This window comes from Paenibacillus sp. GCM10028914 (assembly GCF_042666275.1).
Classification (GTDB): Bacteria; Bacillota; Bacilli; order Paenibacillales; family Paenibacillaceae; genus Paenibacillus_AQ.
In genome coordinates this window covers 619,655-640,348 of the sequence record NZ_JBHTFO010000017.1, presented here as the reverse complement: position 1 = coordinate 640,348, position 20,694 = coordinate 619,655, and the positions used below count along the sequence as shown (strand labels likewise).

The 20,694-nt window shown below is 43.7% G+C and carries 22 protein-coding genes and 6 tRNA genes; 23 read left to right on the top strand and 5 right to left on the bottom strand.

Annotated elements, in window-relative coordinates:
• The first annotated feature begins 147 nt into the window (after window positions 1-147).
• The 4 genes from ACFQV5_RS20460 (at window position 148) to ACFQV5_RS20445 (ending at window position 3,620) form a co-directional block, all read left to right on the top strand.
• A complete protein-coding gene (locus ACFQV5_RS20460; RefSeq protein WP_379249399.1) occupies window positions 148-1,254 on the top strand; it encodes a LolA family protein in 1,107 nt (368 codons plus the stop codon).
• 318 nt (window positions 1,255-1,572) lie between these two features.
• Window positions 1,573-2,751, top strand: coding sequence for an alanine racemase (gene alr / locus ACFQV5_RS20455; RefSeq protein WP_379249397.1), 1,179 nt, complete (start codon window positions 1,573-1,575; stop codon window positions 2,749-2,751).
• 233 nt (window positions 2,752-2,984) lie between these two features.
• Window positions 2,985-3,266, top strand: coding sequence for a CopG family ribbon-helix-helix protein (locus ACFQV5_RS20450; RefSeq protein WP_379249395.1), 282 nt, complete (start codon window positions 2,985-2,987; stop codon window positions 3,264-3,266).
• 3 nt (window positions 3,267-3,269) lie between these two features.
• Complete coding sequence (locus ACFQV5_RS20445) at window positions 3,270-3,620, top strand: type II toxin-antitoxin system PemK/MazF family toxin (RefSeq protein ID WP_379249393.1); 351 nt, start codon at window positions 3,270-3,272, stop codon at window positions 3,618-3,620.
• Between the two features lie 80 nt (window positions 3,621-3,700).
• On the opposite strand, the gene ACFQV5_RS20440 is transcribed toward ACFQV5_RS20445, so the two are convergent.
• Window positions 3,701-3,832 carry a hypothetical protein gene (locus ACFQV5_RS20440; RefSeq protein ID WP_379249391.1) on the bottom strand — a complete coding sequence of 44 codons (132 nt, stop codon included), beginning with the start codon at window positions 3,830-3,832 and terminating at the stop codon, window positions 3,701-3,703.
• A 211-nt stretch (window positions 3,833-4,043) separates the two neighbouring features.
• On the opposite strand from ACFQV5_RS20440, the gene ACFQV5_RS20435 reads away from it, so the two are divergent.
• Complete coding sequence (locus ACFQV5_RS20435; protein ID WP_379249389.1) at window positions 4,044-6,254, top strand: Tex family protein; 2,211 nt, start codon at window positions 4,044-4,046, stop codon at window positions 6,252-6,254.
• Between the two features lie 150 nt (window positions 6,255-6,404).
• Here the strand turns inward: ACFQV5_RS20435 and cmpA are convergent, their stop codons facing one another.
• Window positions 6,405-6,533, bottom strand: coding sequence for a cortex morphogenetic protein CmpA (gene cmpA / locus ACFQV5_RS20430; protein ID WP_379249481.1), 129 nt, complete (start codon window positions 6,531-6,533; stop codon window positions 6,405-6,407).
• Window positions 6,534-6,615: 82 nt separating this feature from the next.
• Window positions 6,616-6,966 (bottom strand): hydrolase/acyltransferase, encoded by a 351-nt coding sequence (locus tag ACFQV5_RS20425; RefSeq protein ID WP_379249387.1) that lies wholly within the window; start codon window positions 6,964-6,966, stop codon window positions 6,616-6,618.
• 205 nt (window positions 6,967-7,171) lie between these two features.
• On the opposite strand from ACFQV5_RS20425, the gene ACFQV5_RS20420 reads away from it, so the two are divergent.
• From ACFQV5_RS20420 to ACFQV5_RS20365, 12 genes are all read left to right on the top strand, one after another.
• Window positions 7,172-7,642 (top strand): SprT family protein, encoded by a 471-nt coding sequence (locus tag ACFQV5_RS20420; protein WP_379249479.1) that lies wholly within the window; start codon window positions 7,172-7,174, stop codon window positions 7,640-7,642.
• A gap of 34 nt (window positions 7,643-7,676) precedes the next feature.
• A tRNA-Asn gene (locus ACFQV5_RS20415) sits at window positions 7,677-7,752 on the top strand.
• Window positions 7,753-7,761: 9 nt separating this feature from the next.
• Window positions 7,762-7,850: transfer RNA gene (locus ACFQV5_RS20410), tRNA-Ser, on the top strand.
• Window positions 7,851-8,266: 416 nt separating this feature from the next.
• Window positions 8,267-8,341, top strand: a tRNA-Glu gene (locus tag ACFQV5_RS20405).
• A 160-nt stretch (window positions 8,342-8,501) separates the two neighbouring features.
• Window positions 8,502-8,577: transfer RNA gene (locus ACFQV5_RS20400), tRNA-Lys, on the top strand.
• A 31-nt stretch (window positions 8,578-8,608) separates the two neighbouring features.
• Window positions 8,609-8,691, top strand: a tRNA-Leu gene (locus ACFQV5_RS20395).
• A gap of 178 nt (window positions 8,692-8,869) precedes the next feature.
• Window positions 8,870-9,322 (top strand): KGG domain-containing protein, encoded by a 453-nt coding sequence (locus tag ACFQV5_RS20390; RefSeq protein WP_379249385.1) that lies wholly within the window; start codon window positions 8,870-8,872, stop codon window positions 9,320-9,322.
• Between the two features lie 284 nt (window positions 9,323-9,606).
• A complete protein-coding gene (locus ACFQV5_RS20385; protein WP_379249383.1) occupies window positions 9,607-11,250 on the top strand; it encodes an AraC family transcriptional regulator in 1,644 nt (547 codons plus the stop codon).
• 109 nt (window positions 11,251-11,359) lie between these two features.
• The gene (locus ACFQV5_RS20380; protein ID WP_379249381.1) at window positions 11,360-12,370 is read left to right on the top strand and encodes an ABC transporter substrate-binding protein; all 1,011 of its coding nucleotides are present in this window, start codon (window positions 11,360-11,362) and stop codon (window positions 12,368-12,370) included.
• A 22-nt stretch (window positions 12,371-12,392) separates the two neighbouring features.
• On the top strand, window positions 12,393-13,400 hold the full coding sequence (locus tag ACFQV5_RS20375; RefSeq protein WP_379249379.1) for a FecCD family ABC transporter permease: 1,008 nt from the start codon (window positions 12,393-12,395) through the stop codon (window positions 13,398-13,400).
• Entirely contained in the window at window positions 13,393-14,415 is a 1,023-nt protein-coding gene (locus ACFQV5_RS20370; RefSeq protein WP_379249377.1) for a FecCD family ABC transporter permease, read from the top strand. The genes ACFQV5_RS20375 and ACFQV5_RS20370 overlap by 8 nt, the downstream gene beginning before the upstream one ends.
• Window positions 14,416-14,431: 16 nt before the next feature.
• Entirely contained in the window at window positions 14,432-15,982 is a 1,551-nt protein-coding gene (locus tag ACFQV5_RS20365) for an alpha/beta hydrolase (RefSeq protein ID WP_379249376.1), read from the top strand.
• Between the two features lie 80 nt (window positions 15,983-16,062).
• On the opposite strand, the gene ACFQV5_RS20360 is transcribed toward ACFQV5_RS20365, so the two are convergent.
• Window positions 16,063-16,716: a nitrogen regulation protein NR(II) gene (locus ACFQV5_RS20360; protein ID WP_379249374.1), complete on the bottom strand. Its 654-nt coding sequence runs from the start codon at window positions 16,714-16,716 to the stop codon at window positions 16,063-16,065.
• A 173-nt stretch (window positions 16,717-16,889) separates the two neighbouring features.
• Here ACFQV5_RS20360 and ACFQV5_RS20355 point away from each other — a divergent pair, with 173 nt between their 5' ends.
• From ACFQV5_RS20355 to ACFQV5_RS20330, 6 genes are all read left to right on the top strand, one after another.
• Window positions 16,890-17,258 carry a helix-turn-helix domain-containing protein gene (locus ACFQV5_RS20355; protein WP_379249373.1) on the top strand — a complete coding sequence of 123 codons (369 nt, stop codon included), beginning with the start codon at window positions 16,890-16,892 and terminating at the stop codon, window positions 17,256-17,258.
• 252 nt (window positions 17,259-17,510) lie between these two features.
• Window positions 17,511-17,593, top strand: a tRNA-Leu gene (locus ACFQV5_RS20350).
• Window positions 17,594-17,743: 150 nt separating this feature from the next.
• Window positions 17,744-18,163, top strand: coding sequence for an organic hydroperoxide resistance protein (locus ACFQV5_RS20345; protein WP_379249371.1), 420 nt, complete (start codon window positions 17,744-17,746; stop codon window positions 18,161-18,163).
• Between the two features lie 206 nt (window positions 18,164-18,369).
• Window positions 18,370-18,612 carry a zinc ribbon domain-containing protein gene (locus ACFQV5_RS20340; RefSeq protein ID WP_379249369.1) on the top strand — a complete coding sequence of 81 codons (243 nt, stop codon included), beginning with the start codon at window positions 18,370-18,372 and terminating at the stop codon, window positions 18,610-18,612.
• 85 nt (window positions 18,613-18,697) lie between these two features.
• Window positions 18,698-18,976 carry a hypothetical protein gene (locus ACFQV5_RS20335; protein ID WP_379249367.1) on the top strand — a complete coding sequence of 93 codons (279 nt, stop codon included), beginning with the start codon at window positions 18,698-18,700 and terminating at the stop codon, window positions 18,974-18,976.
• 131 nt (window positions 18,977-19,107) lie between these two features.
• Complete coding sequence (locus ACFQV5_RS20330) at window positions 19,108-19,527, top strand: thiol-disulfide oxidoreductase DCC family protein (RefSeq protein ID WP_379249365.1); 420 nt, start codon at window positions 19,108-19,110, stop codon at window positions 19,525-19,527.
• Between the two features lie 33 nt (window positions 19,528-19,560).
• On the opposite strand, the gene ACFQV5_RS20325 is transcribed toward ACFQV5_RS20330, so the two are convergent.
• Window positions 19,561-20,412 (bottom strand): thermonuclease family protein, encoded by an 852-nt coding sequence (locus ACFQV5_RS20325; RefSeq protein ID WP_379249363.1) that lies wholly within the window; start codon window positions 20,410-20,412, stop codon window positions 19,561-19,563.
• Window positions 20,413-20,694: the final 282 nt, after the last annotated feature.

The following is a 20,694-nucleotide window of genomic DNA, read 5'->3' as shown; positions in this document are numbered from 1 at the left end:
CGTCTTTCTAGTAGCATTGCATCCTTGATGGGATGCTTTTTTTTTGAAGACAACTCCCGGCTTGTCATGCCCGTCTGCATAATGTGAACAAGTCCCTCATAGACATGTATCAATCAATTCAAAACATGTGCTGAAGGGGATGATGACATGCGCCGGATTTCGTGGGTGCTGCTCGCTGCTGTACTATGCTTTACCTTGGTGTTGTCGGGTTGTGGGAAGAAGGGTGCTGACGGAGTAATCAAGGATCTGGGCAAGGTAGCGGATAAGCTGGAAAGTGAAAAAGGAACTTACCAGGGTGCTGGAGTAATGACCATACATACAGGTACGACTCCCCAGCAGTATCAGGTGGAGGTATGGTATCAGTCTCCATCTTACTACCGAATCAGTTTGACGAATGGGCAAAAGGATATTACACAAATTGTACTTCGCAATGACGACGGTGTGTTCGTTTTGACACCAAGCCTTAATAAAAGCTTCCGCTTCAAGAGCGACTGGCCTGAGAATCAGGGACAGGTATACCTGTATCAGACCATGCTTGGGAGTATCTTAAGTGATAATACTCGTCAGTTTGCCGAGGATAAAGACAGCTATGTATTTGATGTTGCAGCGAATTATCATAGTCATTCTCTTGTTCGTCAAAAGATCTGGCTTGCGAAAGATAACTACACACCGAAACAGGTTCAAGTCTCTGATTCAGAGGCAAAAGTGGTTGTTGATGTGAAATTCAACTCCTTTACTTTTGATACGAATCTGACAAAAGAGTCGTTCGATACGAATCGGAATCTCAGCGCCATGAACCAAGAATCCAAAGATATGATGGCAGAAGTGGATGAGAATGGGTTACCTGTAGCTTCCACAGAAGGAACTGGAGAAGGCGAAGGGACTGAAGCAGAACCGGTTGCATCTCAGCAGCTTGGAGCTTTTGGAATCATTGAGCCTGACTATACGCCTGCTGGCGTGATGCTTACGGATACGCAAGAACTAGCGAATAGCAAGGATCATGCAGTTATTCTCCGCTATGATGGGGTGTATCAATATACAATTATGGAGTCCCGTCCGCTGGATCGTGCTGTTTCTTTGGCACCAGCAGAAGCTGTGGATTTAGGCTTTACAGTAGGCGCAATGACAGGCGATGATCAAAAAACGCTGACATGGATGTCCGAAGGGGTCGAATATCGGATTACGAGTGCGAACCTCCCGAGAATGGAAATGATTGAAATCGCTGCTTCCACACAAGAACAATCGGGTAAGTAATACGATGAAGGCGGATACCGATTATTGTAGAAGGATGAATTTCTGCAATAAAGGCCATTCGCCTCTTTCTTCAAAATATAAGGCAGGTACGTCACAACACAATTTTCCTTATATTTCAGGCAGGATTGAGTATTTCCTGCATGTCCGTTAGGCCGATAAGGTCACTGATAAGAAATGGCGCAATCGGTTGAATTGACAGTTGCCTTAAGGAACATTACCATTAATCTATTGTATTTCGAATCAATTTCATAACTCATCAAAATTGTGAAATTGATTCAAGCATGATGGTTTTTCAAAATGGTAAGAAGGTGACTGGAATTGCAAATGAATTATCGACCTACTCAAGCGGAAATCAATCTGGATCATCTTCGTGCAAATTATAACAGTTTCCGGAATTCGCTTCCGGAACAGATGAAACTACTGGCCTGTGTCAAAGCGAATGCATATGGACATGGCGCTATAGAGGTTGCGCGAGAGATGGAAGAACTGGGCGCAGACTATTTAAGTGTTGCTTTCCTGGATGAAGCGTTGGAGCTTCGCCAGGCGGGGGTGCAGCTACCGATTCTTGTACTGGGATATACGCCTCCAGAAGGCATCGAGATCGCATGGAAGCATGATGTGACCGTGACCCTGTTCAGTCCAGAAATAATCGAAGCGATAAAAGCCTTGCCAGATGTGAGAGACAAACAACTGAAGGTGCACATCAAAATTGATAGTGGAATGGGCCGATTAGGTCTACTTCCAGGTGATGGTGCTGTATCTTTTATAGAAGAGGTTTTCTCGCTGCCGCAGGTATTTGTCGAAGGCATGTTTACCCATTTTGCAAGAGCGGATGAAGAAGATAAAAGCTATACACTGGAGCAATACCGGCGATTCAAGAGCGTGGCGGATGCGCTACGGGATTTGGGTTACACCATCCCGATTATACATACGGGCAATAGTGCAGCCGCAATTGATACTCCTGATCTATCATACAATATGGTGCGATTAGGCATTGCTTTGTATGGATTGTATCCATCTGATGAGGTGAATCGAGCAGCGGTAAGCTTAAGCCCGGTCATGACGCTAAAGACGGAACTCGTCTATGTCAAAAAATTACCCCCGCATTATGGAATTAGCTATGGCAGTAACTATGTAACCGAGGAAGAAGAAGTGATTGGAACGCTTCCAATCGGTTATGCTGATGGTTATTCACGTATGCTGAGTGGTAAAGCGGAAGTACTGATACGCGGCCGTCGCGTTCCTGTCGTAGGTAATATTTGCATGGACCAGTGTATGGTATCGCTAAAATCTTTCGCCCAAGAGGCGGAACAAATTAAAGTCGGTGAAGAGGTTGTACTCATCGGTCAGCAGTCTGAATCGTGTATAACAGCAGATGAACTGGCCTCCAGTCTGGGTACCATCCCCTATGAATTGGTATGCATGATTGCCCACCGTGTACCGCGTGTGTATATGCGCGAAGGTATACCTGTTAAGCAAGTAAATCCCCTGTGGTAATTCTGCTTTTTTGTCGACAAAAGTAATTATTTTATTTGGAGGAGAAGGATTAAGTACAGTCTTTCACGAACTATGAATATAACAGTTAGTCTGTACGAACGTGCCGAATGTAGTTTATAATGAGATGCAGCATACTTGATATATCTTCGGCATATATATTCTTTTGTATAAATTTCCTTGAATAAAGTAATACTGGTGCACAGGGCAAGAAGGTTGTGGGGGTGTAATAGAAGGTGGCCAACATGCATAACACCAAACGAATCATGATCAGTTTACCTGATCATCTTTTGCAAGAAGTGGACGGGATCGCTCAGCTGGAAAATTCCAACCGTAGTGAGCTTATCAGGCAGGCCATGAAACTATACTTGAATGAGCGCAAAAAGCGTTACATTCGTGAATCCATGCAAAGAGGTTACATGGAGATGGCTAAGATCAACCTGACTATGGCATCTGAAGCGTTTCACGCGGAGGAAGATGCAGACAGCACTCTGGACCGCTTGGTAAGCGGGGTGTAGACAGTGATCGTAAAACGCGGCGACGTATTCTTTGCGGATCTTTCACCCGTTGTCGGTTCCGAGCAGGGCGGTGTAAGGCCGGTCCTTGTCATTCAGAACGATATCGGCAACCGGTTCAGTCCTACGGTAATTGTTGCGGCGATTACCGCTCAAATTCAGAAAGCCAAACTCCCGACCCACGTTGAAATTGACGCGGCGTCCCATGGATTTGACCGAGATTCCGTTATTTTACTGGAGCAGATTCGAACGATTGATAAGCAGCGACTAACCGACAAGATCACCCATCTGGACGAGGAAACAATGAGCAAGGTGGATGATTCTCTGCTAATCAGTTTGGGTTTGATTGATTTTTAACGAAGTAGATGTTTCAACATAGCAACCTTACAAACACTAGTAACCCACTGGGGATATCCCGGCGGGTTATTTGCTTTTGTTTATGATATATTATCAAAATTTTGTATGTTTGAGGCAACGCCATCGGGAATCAGAGAATAGGCTGTTGCAATAATTGCTATAAAACCAATAAAACAGATTGCAAGCAATGCCCACGCTTTCATATTGTTCATTGTGTGTAACCTCCAGTACCAGGCTGAACCAATTAGAACCTACAAGCGAAAATCTTATTATTTTTCATAAGTGTATAGCCTGAATCTTAAATTTAGATGAAAATTGGATTAAGTTATACTTAAAACAGTCAGTAACTTGGGCATGCTGGAAATAATGACGAAGATTTGGGATAATGGGTCTATAGTTTTTTTGAAGAGAGAGGGATAAACATTGTCTGAATTAGAAGCTGTCGTGGAAGTGAATGAGGAACAGATCCGCAAAGAAGAGTACGAGAGGATCGTCAAACAAATCGCCAAGGAGCTTCAGTTGTCAGTCAAGCAGGTCCGCACAACCGTTGAGCTACTGGATGAAGGAAATACAATACCGTTTATTGCGCGTTACCGCAAAGAGATGACAGGAGAACTGGATGAGAACCGCCTTCGTGATATCGAAGACCGTACCAATTATTTGCGTAACCTAGAGGTTCGTAAGCGGGAAGTTATACGGATTATAGATGAACAAGGTAAGTTGACGGATGAACTTAGAGCGTCCATTAATCAAGCTGTAAAACTCCAAGAAGTGGAAGATCTGTACCGTCCATATAAGCAAAAACGTAAGACACGTGCAAGTGTCGCCAAGGAGAAGGGGCTTGAACCACTGGCCTCTTGGATATGGAGTCAGCCGAAGCAAGGGGATGCTCTTGTAGAAGCTGCAAACTATGTGGATGAAGAGAAAGGCGTGGCTACAGCTGAAGAGGCGCTTCAGGGTGCGATGGATATTTTGGCTGAGAATATTGCAGATGACGCGACAATTCGCTCCTGGGTTCGTAGATTCAGTATAGATCACGGTATTCTAACCTCAGAAGCGAAGGATGCTGATGCAGAATCCGTATATGAGAACTACTACGATTATCGTGAGCTTGCCAAAAAAATGCCGCCTCACCGCATTTTGGCGATCAATCGTGGAGAACGCGAGAACATCCTGAAAGTCGGCCTTGAAGTTCCTTCCGAGTCCATTTATGGACATATTGGTAAGCAGGTGTTGAATGGTACTTCCGCAGTATCTGATATTCTGACTGCTGTGATCGAGGATGCATATAAACGTCTGATTGCTCCGTCCATTGAACGGGAAGTTCGCGGCGAGCTAACCGAAAAAGGCGAGAATCAAGCGATTTCTATCTTTGCTGGGAATTTACGCAGCCTTCTATTACAACCTCCAGTGAAGGGGCGTTGTGTTCTCGGGGTTGACCCTGCATATCGTACGGGTTGTAAGCTTGCGGTCGTTGATGATACAGGAAAGTTGCTCGAAGTAGCTGTTACGTATCCAACGCCTCCGAATAACAAGAAGCAAGAGGCTGCTGTTAAATTTAAAGAGCTCATTTCGAAGTATGGAATTCAGCTTATTGTTATCGGTAACGGTACAGGTTCCCGTGAAACAGAACAGTTCGTTGCTGAGGTGATTTCTGAAATCGGAGATTCGGAGCTTGCGTATTTGATCGTAAATGAAGCAGGAGCGAGTGTGTATTCGGCTTCTAAGCTTGCTCAAGAAGAATTCCCGGATCTTGATGTTGCGGAACGAAGTGCGGCTTCCATTGCACGCCGTGTTCAGGACCCGTTAGCTGAGTTGGTAAAGATTGATCCGAAATCTATCGGTGTGGGTCAATATCAGCATGATGTATCCCAGAAGCATTTGGAGGAAAGTTTGAAAGCGGTCGTGGAGTCCGCGGTTAACCATGTTGGTGTCGATGTGAATACAGCTTCACCTTCACTGCTTTCTTATGTGGCAGGTATTAATGCCACAATTGCGAAGAACATTGTGAAATACCGGGAAGAGAACGGGAAATTTGTCAGCCGGAAGCAACTGCAGAAAGTTCCTCGTCTCGGGGCGAAGACTTTTGAACAATGTGTCGGGTTTATGCGAATTTCTGAGGGAGATAACACCTTGGATAATACACCGATTCACCCGGAATCATATCCTGTTGTAGACCGGTTATTTAAGGAGCTGAATGTGAGCTCTGACAAAGTGGGGACGAAAGAGTTGTCTGAACTGCTAGACAGTCAGGCGCCGGAAGAGCTTGCTGTGAAGCTGGATGTCGGAGTGCCGACACTTCGAGACATTCTGGACAGTCTTCAGCGTCCTGGCCGAGATCCTCGTGAAGAGCTTCCACTTCCGATTTTCCGTACAGATGTACTGAAGATTGAAGACCTGCTGCCAGGTATGGAGCTTCAAGGAACGGTTCGGAATGTTATCGACTTTGGTGCTTTTGTGGACATTGGTATCAAGAGTAATGGCCTTGTTCATATTTCACAGCTTAGCGATGGTTATGTTAAACATCCTATGGATGTCGTGTCCGTTGGAGATAATGTGACCGTATGGGTACTGAATGTCGATTTGAAAAAAGGACGCGTAGGTTTGACTATGCGCCAACCAAAAGATCAGTAACACCATACAGGCCCCGATCCTATGCTGGATCGGGGCCTATTATTGTTAATTAGACAGTTACCTCATGTCTTATCGTAAAAATTTCGTTTGCAGTGAACCTAAAACAAGCCGGACACTGGGCCCGGGCTTGTTCGCATACCTCAACACCCTTTATTGGGTATCCGAGCTTTGGCCCGGGGAGTTCCGATAAAAGAACCAGCACTCGTTAAGTAATTTTATCTGGCGTCTGTCCTTTTTGCGAAAGGCACGTGTCAGTTGATTGCAGAGCCATTGCGGCAAGGATATCTCCTCCTCTTGGCGATCCGTCTGTATGGATAGCATATGGGGGAAATCCCTAAAGGGTGCAGGTCTTCATGTTTTTTTAAACAGCTTCTTCTTCATACCACTGCTCAAGCTGTGCCTGAAGGGCGCGAATTTCAGTGAGCAGGGATATAAGCGGATAGTTCGATTCATCCAAAGAAGCAAAATTCCGCTCTAATTCATTTATGTAATCAAGGCCACTTACGGTTTGTGTAGCTTCTTGGAGCAAGTCTAAGTTGTCACATTCCGCTACGGCAAGTGGTAAATCTGGTTTGTCCGGTGTTGTAAGCTTGCTAATTTCTTTGTTAAGACGTAGATTGAGCGCACTTAGCTGGTAAGCGTAATCCGCAGGCATTTCTACGAATTGCAGCTTATCGCTTAGCTGTAAAATGACATAACGCATGTTCGGCATGATTGTAAGTTCTCCCTCCATACTTTCCTGCTTCAGATTGTTGCAAACTCATTCTTATACGATTGATAAAAGCCGTTCATTTGCATCATCCTTACTTGACAGTGTAGCTTAGAGGGAAGTTAAAATTCAAGTAGCATCGTGTATGTGTTATGTGCACAATGAAGAGGAGAGAGATGAAAGGGAGAAGAGGTAAGTTATGCAAGATATGAGTAATGAGCAGCTACAGGCTTGGGTGGAGGAAATATCAATCCGGAGTTTTCACGTTCCGTTCAGGCATCGTGCTACTTTTAACCGTAGACTTTCTTCGACAGGCGGAAGGTATTTTATGAAAAGCCATAATATAGAGATTAATCCTCACCAGCTTAAGATTCATGGGAAGGATGAAGTAGAGAAAATTATAAAACATGAGCTTTGCCACTATCATCTTCACTTATCCGGACGGGGGTATAAACACCGAGATGCGGATTTCAAGGCGCTTCTTCAGGAAGTTGGAGGTAGTCGCTTCTGTAAAGCAATCGTGAAACCGGAGGATAAAAAGCGAAAGCCGGAGCCGTATCGATATATACTTCGCTGTGTGGAATGCGGAACAGAATACAAGCGGAAACGGAAAATGGATCCTGCGCGATATCGATGTGGACGATGCAGTGGTCGTCTACGTCTTCTAATGCTTGACTGATTAAAGATATCATGGTAAATTAATAACATAATGTTCCCTGATAGCTCAGTTGGTAGAGCACTCGACTGTTAATCGAGTTGTCACAGGTTCGAGTCCTGTTCGGGGAGCCATTTCTTTTTGGAGAGATACCCAAGTGGCTATAAGGGGACCCTCTGCTAAGGGGTTAGACTGCGTAAGCGGTGCGAGGGTTCGAATCCCTCTCTCTCCGTTTAGAGAAACATCGAATTTAAAGCTCCCAACGCGAAAGCGAAGGGGGCTTTTTATGTAAAGGGATGAGAACCCTCAGAAGAGGGTTCGTCGAAGCATAGGCATCGTTAGGATAAGCATCGCAGTCTCGACCGAAGGGAGAGTATCCCTCTCTCTCCGTTTAGAATAACAACTATAGAGCTCCCAACGCGAAAGCGAAGGGGGCTTTTTATGTAAAGGGATGAGAACCCTCAGAAGAGGGTTCGTCGAAGCATAAACATCGTTAGGATAAGCATCGCAGTCTCGACCCAAAAGGGAGAGAATTCTTCTCAAAAATTGGTAGTTATTTTTGGGTGAAATTTTTTAAAAAAGGGCTTGTCAACATATTTAATTTCGTGCTATACTCAATCTTGTCGTCAAGGAGACAATGATTATTAAGGCCCGTTGGTCAAGGGGTTAAGACACCTCCCTTTCACGGAGGTAACAGGGGTTCGAATCCCCTACGGGTCACCATTTTCTTAAATGCTTCAGGGGATGAGAACCCCAATGGTTCGTCGGAGCATGGACATCGTTAGGAATACTTCGCAGTCTCGAACGAAGTGAGAGTAACCCTACGGGTCACCATTTTCTTTATAATAATTTCTTTTTATGGCAGCATCATGTTTGTCATCGAGAGCCATTAGCTCAGTTGGTAGAGCACCTGACTTTTAATCAGGGTGTCGAAGGTTCGAGTCCTTCATGGCTCACCAGTTTTTTTTACAGTTTGATCCCTTTTATTATGCGGTAGTGGTGGAATGGCAGACACGCTATCTTGAGGGGGTAGTGGGTGTATACCCGTGGAGGTTCGAGTCCTCTCTACCGCATATTAAAAAGCTCCTGCAAATTGCAGGGGCTTTTTTTTGCGTTTATACGAAAAGAATAGTCCTTTATTAAAGTCTGGATTGCATGTTTATGAATGATGTTATGTTTCATAAAAATTGAATCGGTTAATACAATACCGTGGACGAACAACTTCAAAAAACCTATAAGGAGTGATTCAAAATGGCTAAAAATAATAATGGTAAGATGAGCCGTGAAGAAGCAGGACGATTAGGTGGAGAAGCAACCGCCAAGAAGCATGATAAAGAGTTTTATCAGGAAATTGGTCGCAAGGGCGGAGAAGCAACGTCAGATTCACACGATAAAGATTTCTATCAAGAGATTGGCCGTAAGGGCGGCGAATCGACCTCCGATTCACATGGTAAAGAATTTTACCAAGAAATTGGTCAAAAAGGTGGCGAGTCAACCTCTGATTCCCACGGAAAAGACTTTTATCAGGATATCGGCCGCAAAGGCGGCGAATCAACTTCCGATTCCCACGGTAAGGAATTCTATCAAGAGATCGGTCAAAAAGGCGGTGAATCCCGCAATAACTCCGATAATGACGGTAAGATGAGCCGAGAAGAAGCGGGACGCAAAGGTGGACAAGCCAGAGCTAGACAACGTCGGGGTTAAAGCCTATTAGGTTTATTGAACCGATCCAACAATAATATTGATTCAGGTTACTTTGTCAAAAATATAAGCATATGATTCTTAAACAGTCATAGCCAGGAATATCCCTGGCTATGACTGTTTTTTGTTTATCATTCAAGATCGTCTGTTTCGTAGGAATCAAAATAAGAAAATGGTCTTTTTTTCACAGTGACTTTTCTGGACAGACCGAATAGGATGTGCTATTTATATGATAATGATAACCATTCTCAAACAAAAAGGCGGAGTTTGTTTTGATATCCCCAGGAATGAAAGATATAACAAGCATAGAGAAGAAGCGGATATTCAGTTCACTGACTATGAAGCTTTGGAACATAGAGGTAATGAAACCGGAAAGTGTGATGGAGCAACAACTTACATTGCAGCCAGTTCTAATTGTCTTGCTTAAGGGTGTGGCTTCTCTAGGACGTGCAGATCGCACAACTCGTATGAGAAAAGACACAGTGTATTTTTGTCCGTCTCATACAACGTTTGGCGTGAGTGGGCCTGATGGAAATTCGGTGTCAGTCGCTATCCTTTATTTTGGGTTCTATGAAGTATCTGACTTTAGCAGCCGGAAGCAGTTAGTGGAGGTGAACGCAGATACCATTCTGCTGAAGGAGTCTGAATTTACGCTAAGCTCATCAGATCGATTATCGCTGGTCTGTCGTTCTATATACGATCATTTTCATAGTGAAGATGATTTCGAGAAGTGGCGATCTCAGCTGGAGTTTCAAGAAATGTTGTATGAGCTTGTAACTTCGAGCTCTCTTGGGACGAAAGGGGATAAGAAGAAAGGATTAGAACAGACGAGAGAATATATAGACAACCATTATAATGAAGAGTTAACGATTGACCACCTCGCGAAGATTGCCGATCTGAGCCCCAAATACTTTATTGATATTTTCAAAAAGACCTATGGTCAAAGTGCGATGGAATACCTGACTGAAGTAAGAATGAGTAAGGCGAAGCAGCTAATGCTTGGTTCCAGTCGGATTCTTAAGGACGTAGCTCACATGGTCGGGTATAAAGACGAATTTTATTTTAGTCGTAAGTTTAAGAAAGAGTTTGGCCTTTCTCCATCTGCTTATATAAAGAAACGAAAAAATAAACTAGCCGTATACGGTTCGTCTTCTCTACTCGGATATCTTAAACCCCTTAATATGGTTCCTTATGCTGCGCCGCTTCATCCCAAATGGTCGAAATATTATTATCATACCCTTGGACCGGATATCCCAGTTCATCTGGATGGATTTCGCTTGAATCATAACAAAAACGCTAATTTGGAAAAGCTTCACTTATCTCAGCCTGAGCTTATAATCTGTTCACAGGGCTTGGAATTATGGGAAAAGGAACGATTGCAGCAAATAGCCCCCATCTATGAACTACCACCGGATTCGGAAGGATGGGAGTACCAACTGCGCTGGATTGCGCACTTGCTTGATAAAGATACGGAGGCTGAGCGGTGGATTGAGTCCTACCACACCCAACTCCTGTCTTCCCGCCGTGAAACGGCGAGTACACTCCGAAATCGTCCAACACTTTTGACGGCAAGGCTTCATGATTATCAGCTGGAATCACACCGAAGCCTTGGTATGGAGGAAGTGCTGTTTGATAATCTCCAATTTACTTCTCCGAAATGGCTGGAGAATCAAGTGGATGATATTCCTTTGTCAACCGAAATGTTAAAAGAGATAGATGCTGATTATATTGTTATGCTAGTGCGGCAAGATTCCGAAACGCTTGAATATTGGAGAAAGCTTCAATCCACTTCGGATTGGATGATGATCCCTGCAGTCAGGGAAGGAAGATTTCATCTGTTACCCTCTTACCCGTGGCGAGAATATTCACCAATTGCGCTGGAGCAGATGGTGGGGGAGGCTATCCATATCTTTTCCGAAGAATGTCCATGAGTGATCTGGTGATTGTCCATGGTGTAATGGACGAACATCATTTACTATAATCAATAATGATAATCATTATCAATTGAAAAGTGGACGTGGAGAGGGGATTTAGAAAGAAATGAAGAGATTGAAATTAATACTAGGCTTAATTGTTGTGATGGCCATGATTTTGTCAGCTTGTGGAGGAGAGAAAGAAGAGAATAAGCAGGCTGTTAATAATGAGTCCAGCAGTAATGCAGCCTCAAATGAGTCACAGGATAATAAGGGAGATACCACATCAACAACAGATACGAAAGTTGTGAAGTACTTGGATCAAGAGTACACACTTCCTGCAAAAACAGAGCGAATTGTCATCACAGGTGCAGTTGAAGCGATGGAAGACTCGATCGTACTCGAGGTGAATCCTGTAGGAGCAATTACGTTCTCGGGAGAATTTCCTCCGTTGTTTGAAAGTATAACGAAAGATGCGCAGTCTATTGGAGAAAAGTTAGAGCCGAACTTCGAAACGATCTTGTCATTGAAGCCGGATGTAATCCTCGCTTCCTCTAAATTCAAACCGGAAGTGATCGAACAGTTGAGCAAAATTGCTACGACAATTCCATACTCTCATATTTCAACGAACTGGGAGAGCAACTTGAGACTGCTCGGAGAACTGAGTGGAAAAGAGGAGCAAGCAGAACAGGAAATCGCGAAATACAAAACGGATTTGGAAGCTGCTAAATCTCAGATCGGTGACTCATTAAAAGATAAGAAGGTTGTTGCGTTAAGAATTCGTCAGGGTGAGCTATACATCTATCCGGAATCTGTGTTCTTTAACCCGATATTGTATGAGGATCTTGGGATCGCAGTGCCTGCTGAAGTGAAGGCAGCTAAAGCTCAGGAATTGGTTTCGAAAGAGAAATTCGCAGAGATGAATCCAGACTATTTGTTCATTCAGTTCTCGCCGGATGAGAACAGAGATACACCGAATGCGTTGGAGGAGCTCCAGAATGATCCGATCATGAAGAATATGACTGCCTTTAAGAATGGCCATGCTTTTGTGAATGTAGTCGATCCTCTGGCTCAGGGCGGAACAGCTTATAGTAAGATAGAATTCTTGAAGCAAGCAGTAAGTAATCTTACCAAATAGATCAGTATAAGGCGTGTTGTATATGCGATTCAAAGGTTCGCTACCGGTGGTTATCCTTGCGATAACCCCGGTAGCGGTTATTTTGCTCATGATTGCTTCGATATTGTACGGAGCCAAAAATATAACGGTCGATGTCATTTGGGACTCGATATTCGCATTTGATCCGGAGAGTGTGGACCATCAGATTATCATGACATCTAGACTGCCAAGAGTCGTCGGAGCGATGCTCATCGGCTCTTTTCTTGCGATATCCGGTGCATTGATGCAAGGAATGACAAGAAACTACCTAGCGTCTCCAGCCATTATGGGAGTCTCGGACGGTTCTGTATTTGCGGTTACGCTGTTTATGGTGTTTATTCCGACAGCTGATTCGAATTGGTACATCGTCAGCTCGTTGATTGGCTCTGCCATTGGAGCATCCATCGTATTCGGTCTTGCATGGGCTATTCCCCACGGACTCTCGCCGGTTCGTCTGGCCATACTCGGTACAATTATAGGCACCTTTCTAAGTGGAACGGCAGAGGCGATTGCGACTTATTTTCAGATTTCTCAGAATATCAGCTTTTGGTATAATGCACGACTGCATCAGATGGACCCGGAACTGATCAAATTGTGTATTCCGTTTGCGATTGTGGGTTTGGGACTAGCTATCGGATTATCGAAATCGATATCGATTCTTTCCCTCGGGGAAGAGATTGCGACAGGTCTTGGTTTACGAACATGGCTTATTAAAGCACTGGCTATGCTAGCTGTTGTTATTCTTACCGGAGTTTCCGTTGCGCTTGCGGGCAAAGTTGCTTTTGTCGGATTGATTGTTCCCCATATCGCTCGATTTCTTGCAGGCTCTGATTACCGCTGGATTGTACCTGTGTCCGGAGCATTAGGCGGATTATTTCTAGCTTTATGCGATATTTTGTCACGGTTTATTAATTATCCTTTTGAAACGCCTGTTGGTGTGGTGACCGCCTTAATTGGTGTTCCCTTCTTTCTGTATCTGATCAAGACGAGAGGGGGAGAGCGCCATGCCTAGATCCTCATCTGCTCGTCTATTGACTGTTCTTATCGTAGGAATTGTAATCGTAGCCATAACATTCTATCTTAGCTTAACGAATGGAACCTTTGATATTTCAGTTATGGATGTGTTCAAAACATTATTCAGAATCGATCCTCAGCCAGAGCATGATCTCGTCGTGTTCGATTTTCGTTTACCCCGCATTGTTCTTGGAGCATTAGTTGGATTTTCCTTGGGAATCGCAGGGGCTGTGATTCAAGGAGTTACGAGAAATGGTCTCGCAGACCCCGGAATACTGGGCATCAATGCGGGTGCTGGCTTGGCTGTAGTCCTCTTTATGTTCCTGATCCAAGGCAATATGACTATGACAGGCTGGCTTGCCGTCATGATGATGCCTATGTTCGGTTTGGTAGGTGGGATGGCTGCTACAGCCGTCATCTACATGTTCGCTAGACAGAATGGTATTCTAGACCCGCAGCGTCTCATATTGGTCGGGATAGCAATTGCCTCAGGATTTGGTGCATTCACCATGTACCTCTCTCTTAAGATGAACCCGAGAGACTACGAGATGGCGGTTGTATGGCTCGCGGGAAGCCTGCATAGTGCGAACTGGAGGTTTGTTATCACGATGCTGCCATGGATTCTACTTCTTCCGATTATCATCTGGCTACGCGCTCACGTTCTAGATATATTTCAATTGAGCGAAGAGAGCGTGAAAGGTGTAGGCGTATCTGTTGAACGGGAGAAGAATATATTTTTGCTGTGCAGTGTTGGTCTGGTAAGTGCTAGCGTGGCCGTGTCTGGCAGTATTGGATTTGTGGGTCTGATCGCCCCCCATATGGCTAGACAACTGGTTGGACTTCGGCATAAACATATCATCCCGGTGAGTGGTGTAGCGGGGATGGCCATTGTAATGATCGGTGATTTTATCGGTAAAACGATATTTGCGCCAGCAGAGCTAGCGGTCGGCATTGTGGTATCTATTATTGGTGTGCCTTATTTTATTTATCTATTGATTCGATCGAAAAAATAGAGGCTGGAGGAGTATAATGAATCGATTTCATGATCTAGTCGTGGAGCAGAGAGAGGTTGTTGTATATTTACCGCCTTCTTATGAAACTTCTGGGCAGAACTACCCTGTTGCATACGTTCAGGATGGTGGTTTTCTGTTTACCGAGTGTTCCAATTATTTAGAGCATTTGTTTGCTAAAGGTGACTTGCAAGAAATGATCCTTGTGGGCGTGAAGACCGATATCCGCAATGATGAATATACGCCATGGCCTGCTGCTTCACTTATTCCAGATCGATCTCCTTTTGGCGGTAAAGGCAAGGAATATATCGATGAAGTTGCATATGTACTCAAACCCTATATTGATAATCACTACCGGACGAAAAAAGAAGCTGAGTTCACAGCGATGATCGGCGGATCATTCGGGGGGTTAATATCGTTATTTGCAGGTTACTGGAAACCTGATGTATTTGGCCAATTAGGTTTGTTATCAACTTCCTTCTGGTATGAAGGGGTCCTCGATTACATTCGACAGGAGAACGGACTGAACAAGAATTTGCGGGTTTACATGTCTGTTGGTCTGTGCGAAGGCATCTATAAACAAAATATACAGAAAAATATGGTGTTGAACACACAAGAAGCGGCGCGTTTGTTCATCGAAAAAGGATTCTCGGAGGATTCCTTGCGAATGGAATGGGTTCCAGAAGGAACGCATGATGACGTTTTTATGGTGAGACAATTTCCAGAGGCGCTGCAATGGTTGTTTAATCCTCGGTATGAAAAGCATCCTCCTATAAAGGAAAGTAAACAAGAATTTAGTATTCCAGGCACCTTCATCTGGGAAATGCAATCGAAGAATACGGCCCGTTCCTATCGGATTTTTATAGCTGAGCCGGTAGGTCCACCACCTGAAGCAGGCTATCCTGTTTTGTATACGCTGGATGCGAATGCTTCATTTGGCTCTCTCGCTGAGTCCATCCGGCTACAATCTCGTCGTCCTCATGGAATCTCACCTGCTGTTATCGTTGGAATAGGTTACGAGTCTAAAGAACCTATCGTAACGAAGGAACGTTTCTATGACTATACGGTACCTGCAGATGAAGCTGAGCTGAAGGTTCGTCCTGACGGCTCTTCGTGGCCGGAAAATGGCGGTGCCGAGGACTTCCTTACTTTTATAGAAGAAGAGCTGAAGCCGAAGGTGGAAAGTTACTTCTCTATAGACCGTTCCAAGCAGGCACTATTTGGTCATTCGCTCGGAGGTTTTTTGGCACTGTATTCTTTGTTTACACGTCCAGGTTCCTTTCAGCGTTATATTGCGGCAAGCCCATCAATCTGGTGGAAGAATCACGTTCTTTATCAGAAGTGGAATGAATGCAAGAAACAGATAGGGCTGAATGAAGTGCATGCGGCGTTATTTATGGCTGTAGGCAGTGAGGAGAAGCCTTCTATGGTGAAAGATGCGAGGGACTTGTATGACATCCTTAAGGATGATCAAGGGTTACATACGACTTTTCAAGTGGTTGAAGGGGAGGGACATGTATCGATTGTACCTTCCTTAATGAGTCCGCTTCTTCGTTTCGTCACGAAATAATTAGGCATTCTGGATTGGAGATCTAATATATAATAGCCTTAGTTGCAGTGTAAGAATACTGAACTAAGGCTATTTGATCTTTATTCCTCCGATTCGGTCGCTGTCCGCGATTCGTCGAACAGAGATGAATACTTAGGATATAGTCTTCGAATACAGCTTGGGCAAATATCGTGTGTAAATTCGACTGCAATGCGGCTCTCCAGATAGCTCTCAACCGGTTCCCAGTCCTCGACGGTCCGGACATGCTTGCATACAGCACAGATCGGAATGTGACCGTGAAGGGAACATGAGTGGTATAGAGCTTGTTCGAGTCTTAGTTGTCGCTGCTTAAATCGTGTAATATTGGTAAAGGATACGACAATCCCACCGGCTATATTCTCTGTATCGTAAACAAGAGGCCGAGCTTCGCTTAAAATCCAAATTGTATTACCGAACAAATCTAAAGAATATTCCACTGTATATTGATGATTGTTGCCTACTATAACATTCTTCAGTGAAGGGATATAAACACCCTCAAAGAAATCCTCGAATGAGGATCTTCCAAAAATTGAAGGGGGCAGTTCGAGAAATGAAATACCGTGCCAATCAAAATCGGGAGAGGCACCATATTCAGAGAGCATGAGTCTTAACGAATTGTTGATTTGGTCTATTTTGCCGTCCGGGCGAATGATCATTAGCCCAGAATTTAAGGAGTCGACAGCGTAGCACCACGGTGTAGATGAAAATTCATGCAAAACAATCGCCCCCCAATATAAAGACACATGGTAAAGAGACAACCAGCTATTAAAAATGGTATAATTTAGTTACGCATCCCCCATTTTACACTTACATAAGTCATTTATTAAGTATTAAATAGCGTACATACGTAATTATTTTTTTGTGCAGAATTGTGGAAGGCGGTTGTTTCATGCAGTCTATTTACCAACGAATCGAACATCTAATTGAAAGCCGGGGGATGACCAAGAAAGCTTTTTGTGAAAATCTCGGGATCAGCACAGGAAATTTTGGTGATTGGAAAAGAGGTAAAACAACCCCCAGCACCAATAAACTGATTGAGATTGCTCGTTATTTTGATGTTAGCCTAGACTGGCTAATTATAGGTAAGGGATTTCCGACAGCAAATATAATGGAGATTCGGGAAAGTTACGGAATAGATTATTCGAAAATCGAGAGACAGCTTCACACTTTACATCTTACTGAAGATGAGAAGAACTTTATTAAAGAATATATAGAGTTTTCTAAGTATAGGAAGAGTCAGTCGAGAAATCCAGGGTAAGGAACAGTTAGAAAAAAGCTTTTTTAGTGGTATTGATGTAGCGTTAATGGAAGGAAGCGGAGTACATATTTTTTTAAAATCCAGAATCATTTCACTTCGGGAGACGTTATGATGCTAAGGATTATATTACAGTACCCCTTGGCATCATTATGTTTCGTTCATTAATTCTCGTTTGATTTAAATGACACTTTACTTATTAAGAACAAAGTTATATAATAAGTAATGTTCTTTTAAAGAACGTCCCTTATATATGCGGTAGTGGTGGAATGGCAGACACGCTATCTTGAGGGGGTAGTGGGTGTATACCCGTGGAGGTTCGAGTCCTCTCTACCGCATCATAAATCCAAAGAACAACCTCCAGCTGAGCTAGGGGTTGTTTTTTTGTATATATTCAGAATCATCGTTCGCCATGAACTTCGTTTCATTTCCTGTCACAAGTTTAAGTGAATATAGAAGGATAAATCAGACAGAGGAGATGATCGAAGATGCAACCACTATACACAGCGGATGTAAAAGTAACAGGAGGCCGGGAAGGTGCGGTCGAATCGTCTGATGGAGTTTTGAAGCATAGCTTAAGTATGCCTAAGGAATTAGGTGGTCCTGGTGGATCTGGGACCAATCCAGAGCAGTTATTTGCAGCGGGCTATGGAGCATGTTACGAAAGTGCTTTGGCCAATGTTGCACGTAAAGAGGGCGTTGAGCTTAAAGATGTAGAGATTCATTCCCAAGTCATGATTAGTAAAGATGACAGTGACGGCGGTTTTCAATTGGCTGTGAAGATGAACATTTCGATGCCTGGTGTAGAACGGAGTCAAGCTGAGGATCTGGCTAAGAAAGCTCATGCTTTCTGCCCATATTCAAAAGCGACTCGGGGAAATATCGATGTTGATTTAAACATCGTATAAATCAAAAAAAGATTTTAGCCAAGCGATTGCGGTTATATTAGCAGTAATCGCTTAATAGGAGCCGGGTAGAGCCTCTTGAGGGCTGCCCGGCTTTATATTTTGGAAGAAAGTATTAGTCATGAACTTATTTTCCTCACTATTTGAAACGATATATGAAGCTAACCCGTAAGAATATTTATGATGTTTAAGAGAGGGGAAGTTTAACAATGCGTATTGAAGAGATGATCCAGGAACGGTTTGTTTGCTCTAAATGTGGAGGAACCCATTGTCATACGAAGGAAGTGTCCATGTCTGGTGCAGGTCTTAGCAAAATGTTCGATATACAGCATAATCATTATTTATTCGTTTCGTGTACGAATTGCGGATATGTGGAAGTATTTAACCCCGATATTTTGGAAGGAAAGAAACGTGGACAAATGGGCTCGATACTGGATGTGTTCTTTGGTTGACATCACCCTTAAAATTCTTTAATATGACTAAGTACCAGAAAGTACAAGGTAATTAAGAAGAAATTTAGATAAATGGGTGATGCATATGTCATACAAACCGCAAATTTCCAACGTGACCAAAGCCGGAAGCAACGAAAAAAATGGGCTTTACGAGTTCATTGTCAGCTTAGCTGATGGAACGAAATGCCGTGTGTTCTACAATCGTTTTCCGGAATGGAAAATGACTAATGTTAGCCGACTTGGAAAAACACCTTGTCCGGTGTGCCGCAAAGATTTCATTTGCAAATGTATGGAGAAATTCTCCACAGATATTGATCAGCAGATGAAAGATGGCGAATGGCTGAGCAATGCAGTTGCTGAGTAATTGAACAGAGTGCTACAACAGAGCGCGGGAGTATACTCCCGCGTTTTTTTCTTTCTTATATAAATCGAGATTCATTGAGGAGAGATTGTTGTATAGTAACAGGAAAAGGTTAACGCTTGGGGGGAGAGAGAATGGACAAATTGAATGAACAGACAGAACATCATGTCGTTGTATTGATTGATGGTGTGTGTCATTTATGTCAGGGGCTCACGAAATTTATTATAAAAAGGGATCCTGCCGGCGTATTCCGGTTTGCTTCACTTCAATCTGATGTAGGACAGGAATTTCTTCGGCAAGGAGGGTTGCCTGCGGATCTGATTGAAACCGTTATTGTCGTGGAGAATGGAGCTTATTATACTCGTTCCGCAGCTGCACTGCGAATATCGCGTCGATTACCTTTCCCTTGGCCGCTGTTGTATGGGTTTATTATCGTTCCTAGGGCACTTCGTGATGTAATATATAAATGGGTTGCGAAGAATCGATATCGTTGGTTCGGAAAAGACGAGGAATGTATGATACCGACACCGGATATCCGGCGTCGGTTCTTATAGAAAAAGAAGCAGATTAAATTAAAGATTTTTCAGTTAACGAGGAGCGCGGAATCCCGCCTGTTTGGCCTCTGTTTCACTGCAAAACCACTGCTCAGGAGTTGTTTTTTCGTAGTAGGGGGATTCCGGAGTGTGATATATTTTATCCCCTTTGGAACTAATATTACCTTTAATATTGCACACATTACTTGGTTGTTCGGTCTTGGCAGTCGTGTCTGAAGTTGAACTGCTCTGACTCTCCTGCTCTTCAGGATGGAAACCATCATCCTGTGCATAATTCTCGACGCTCCAAATTCCGATCGCCTTCTTACGGCTAATAGACTGAAGATCGTTAAATTTATCGACATAGCGTACATTAGGCTGATAAATATAGGCTACACGAGCCAGGCCCTGCTCGAGAAGGAGTTCCTGAACCATTTTACCGTCAGCATACACATATGCGAGTAATCGGGAGTATTTGTCCCGGTTCGGTCCGATGTCAAATTCAAGCTCAAGCTTTTTCGCTTTTTCCACAATATCCTTCGTGAATGCTTTGGCCTCCGGGCCAAATGGCTGTACACCAAGGCGAGGGTGGCTTGTTTCCGGTGTATCGACTAGCAGAAAGCGTACTTTTTCTGTTTTGCCTTCATACTTCACACTAATCGTATCACCATCCACGGCTTTAACGAGTTCCACGGGAACTCTCGCGATGTTGAGATCATCGGTAGGGTATTTTTTATTGGTGTTTGAAGCTGAAGGGTTAGAGGTGTCCGGTTTGGTTGAAGTTGTGCCTGTGGTGCTGCTTGTTTGCTCTGATGAAATATTCGTATTCTGTGTGATTCCCGGATCACTGCAACCGGATAACAGGAGCAGGCCCGTAATCATGGTCATTATGATTCGTCTTTTCAAAGGTTGTCACTCTCCTGGCTAAGATGCTGTTTAATTATGACGATAGGAGCTACTATATAGGATGACGTAATATAGAGCTGATTTTGGTGGGAACGTTCGTTCCTGCCGAGTTAATTATGACGGTATTTCTTTCTTTTAGCAAGGGCTATCTGGACAGTTTGTATATGTTTGTAAAATTACGCTTGCTGGCTTATAGTAAGTTATGATATTCTTATGTAAAATTATAACAAGACAACGGAAGCACCGTTCAATGATCGCTTAAATGCGGCTTGAATGGTGTTT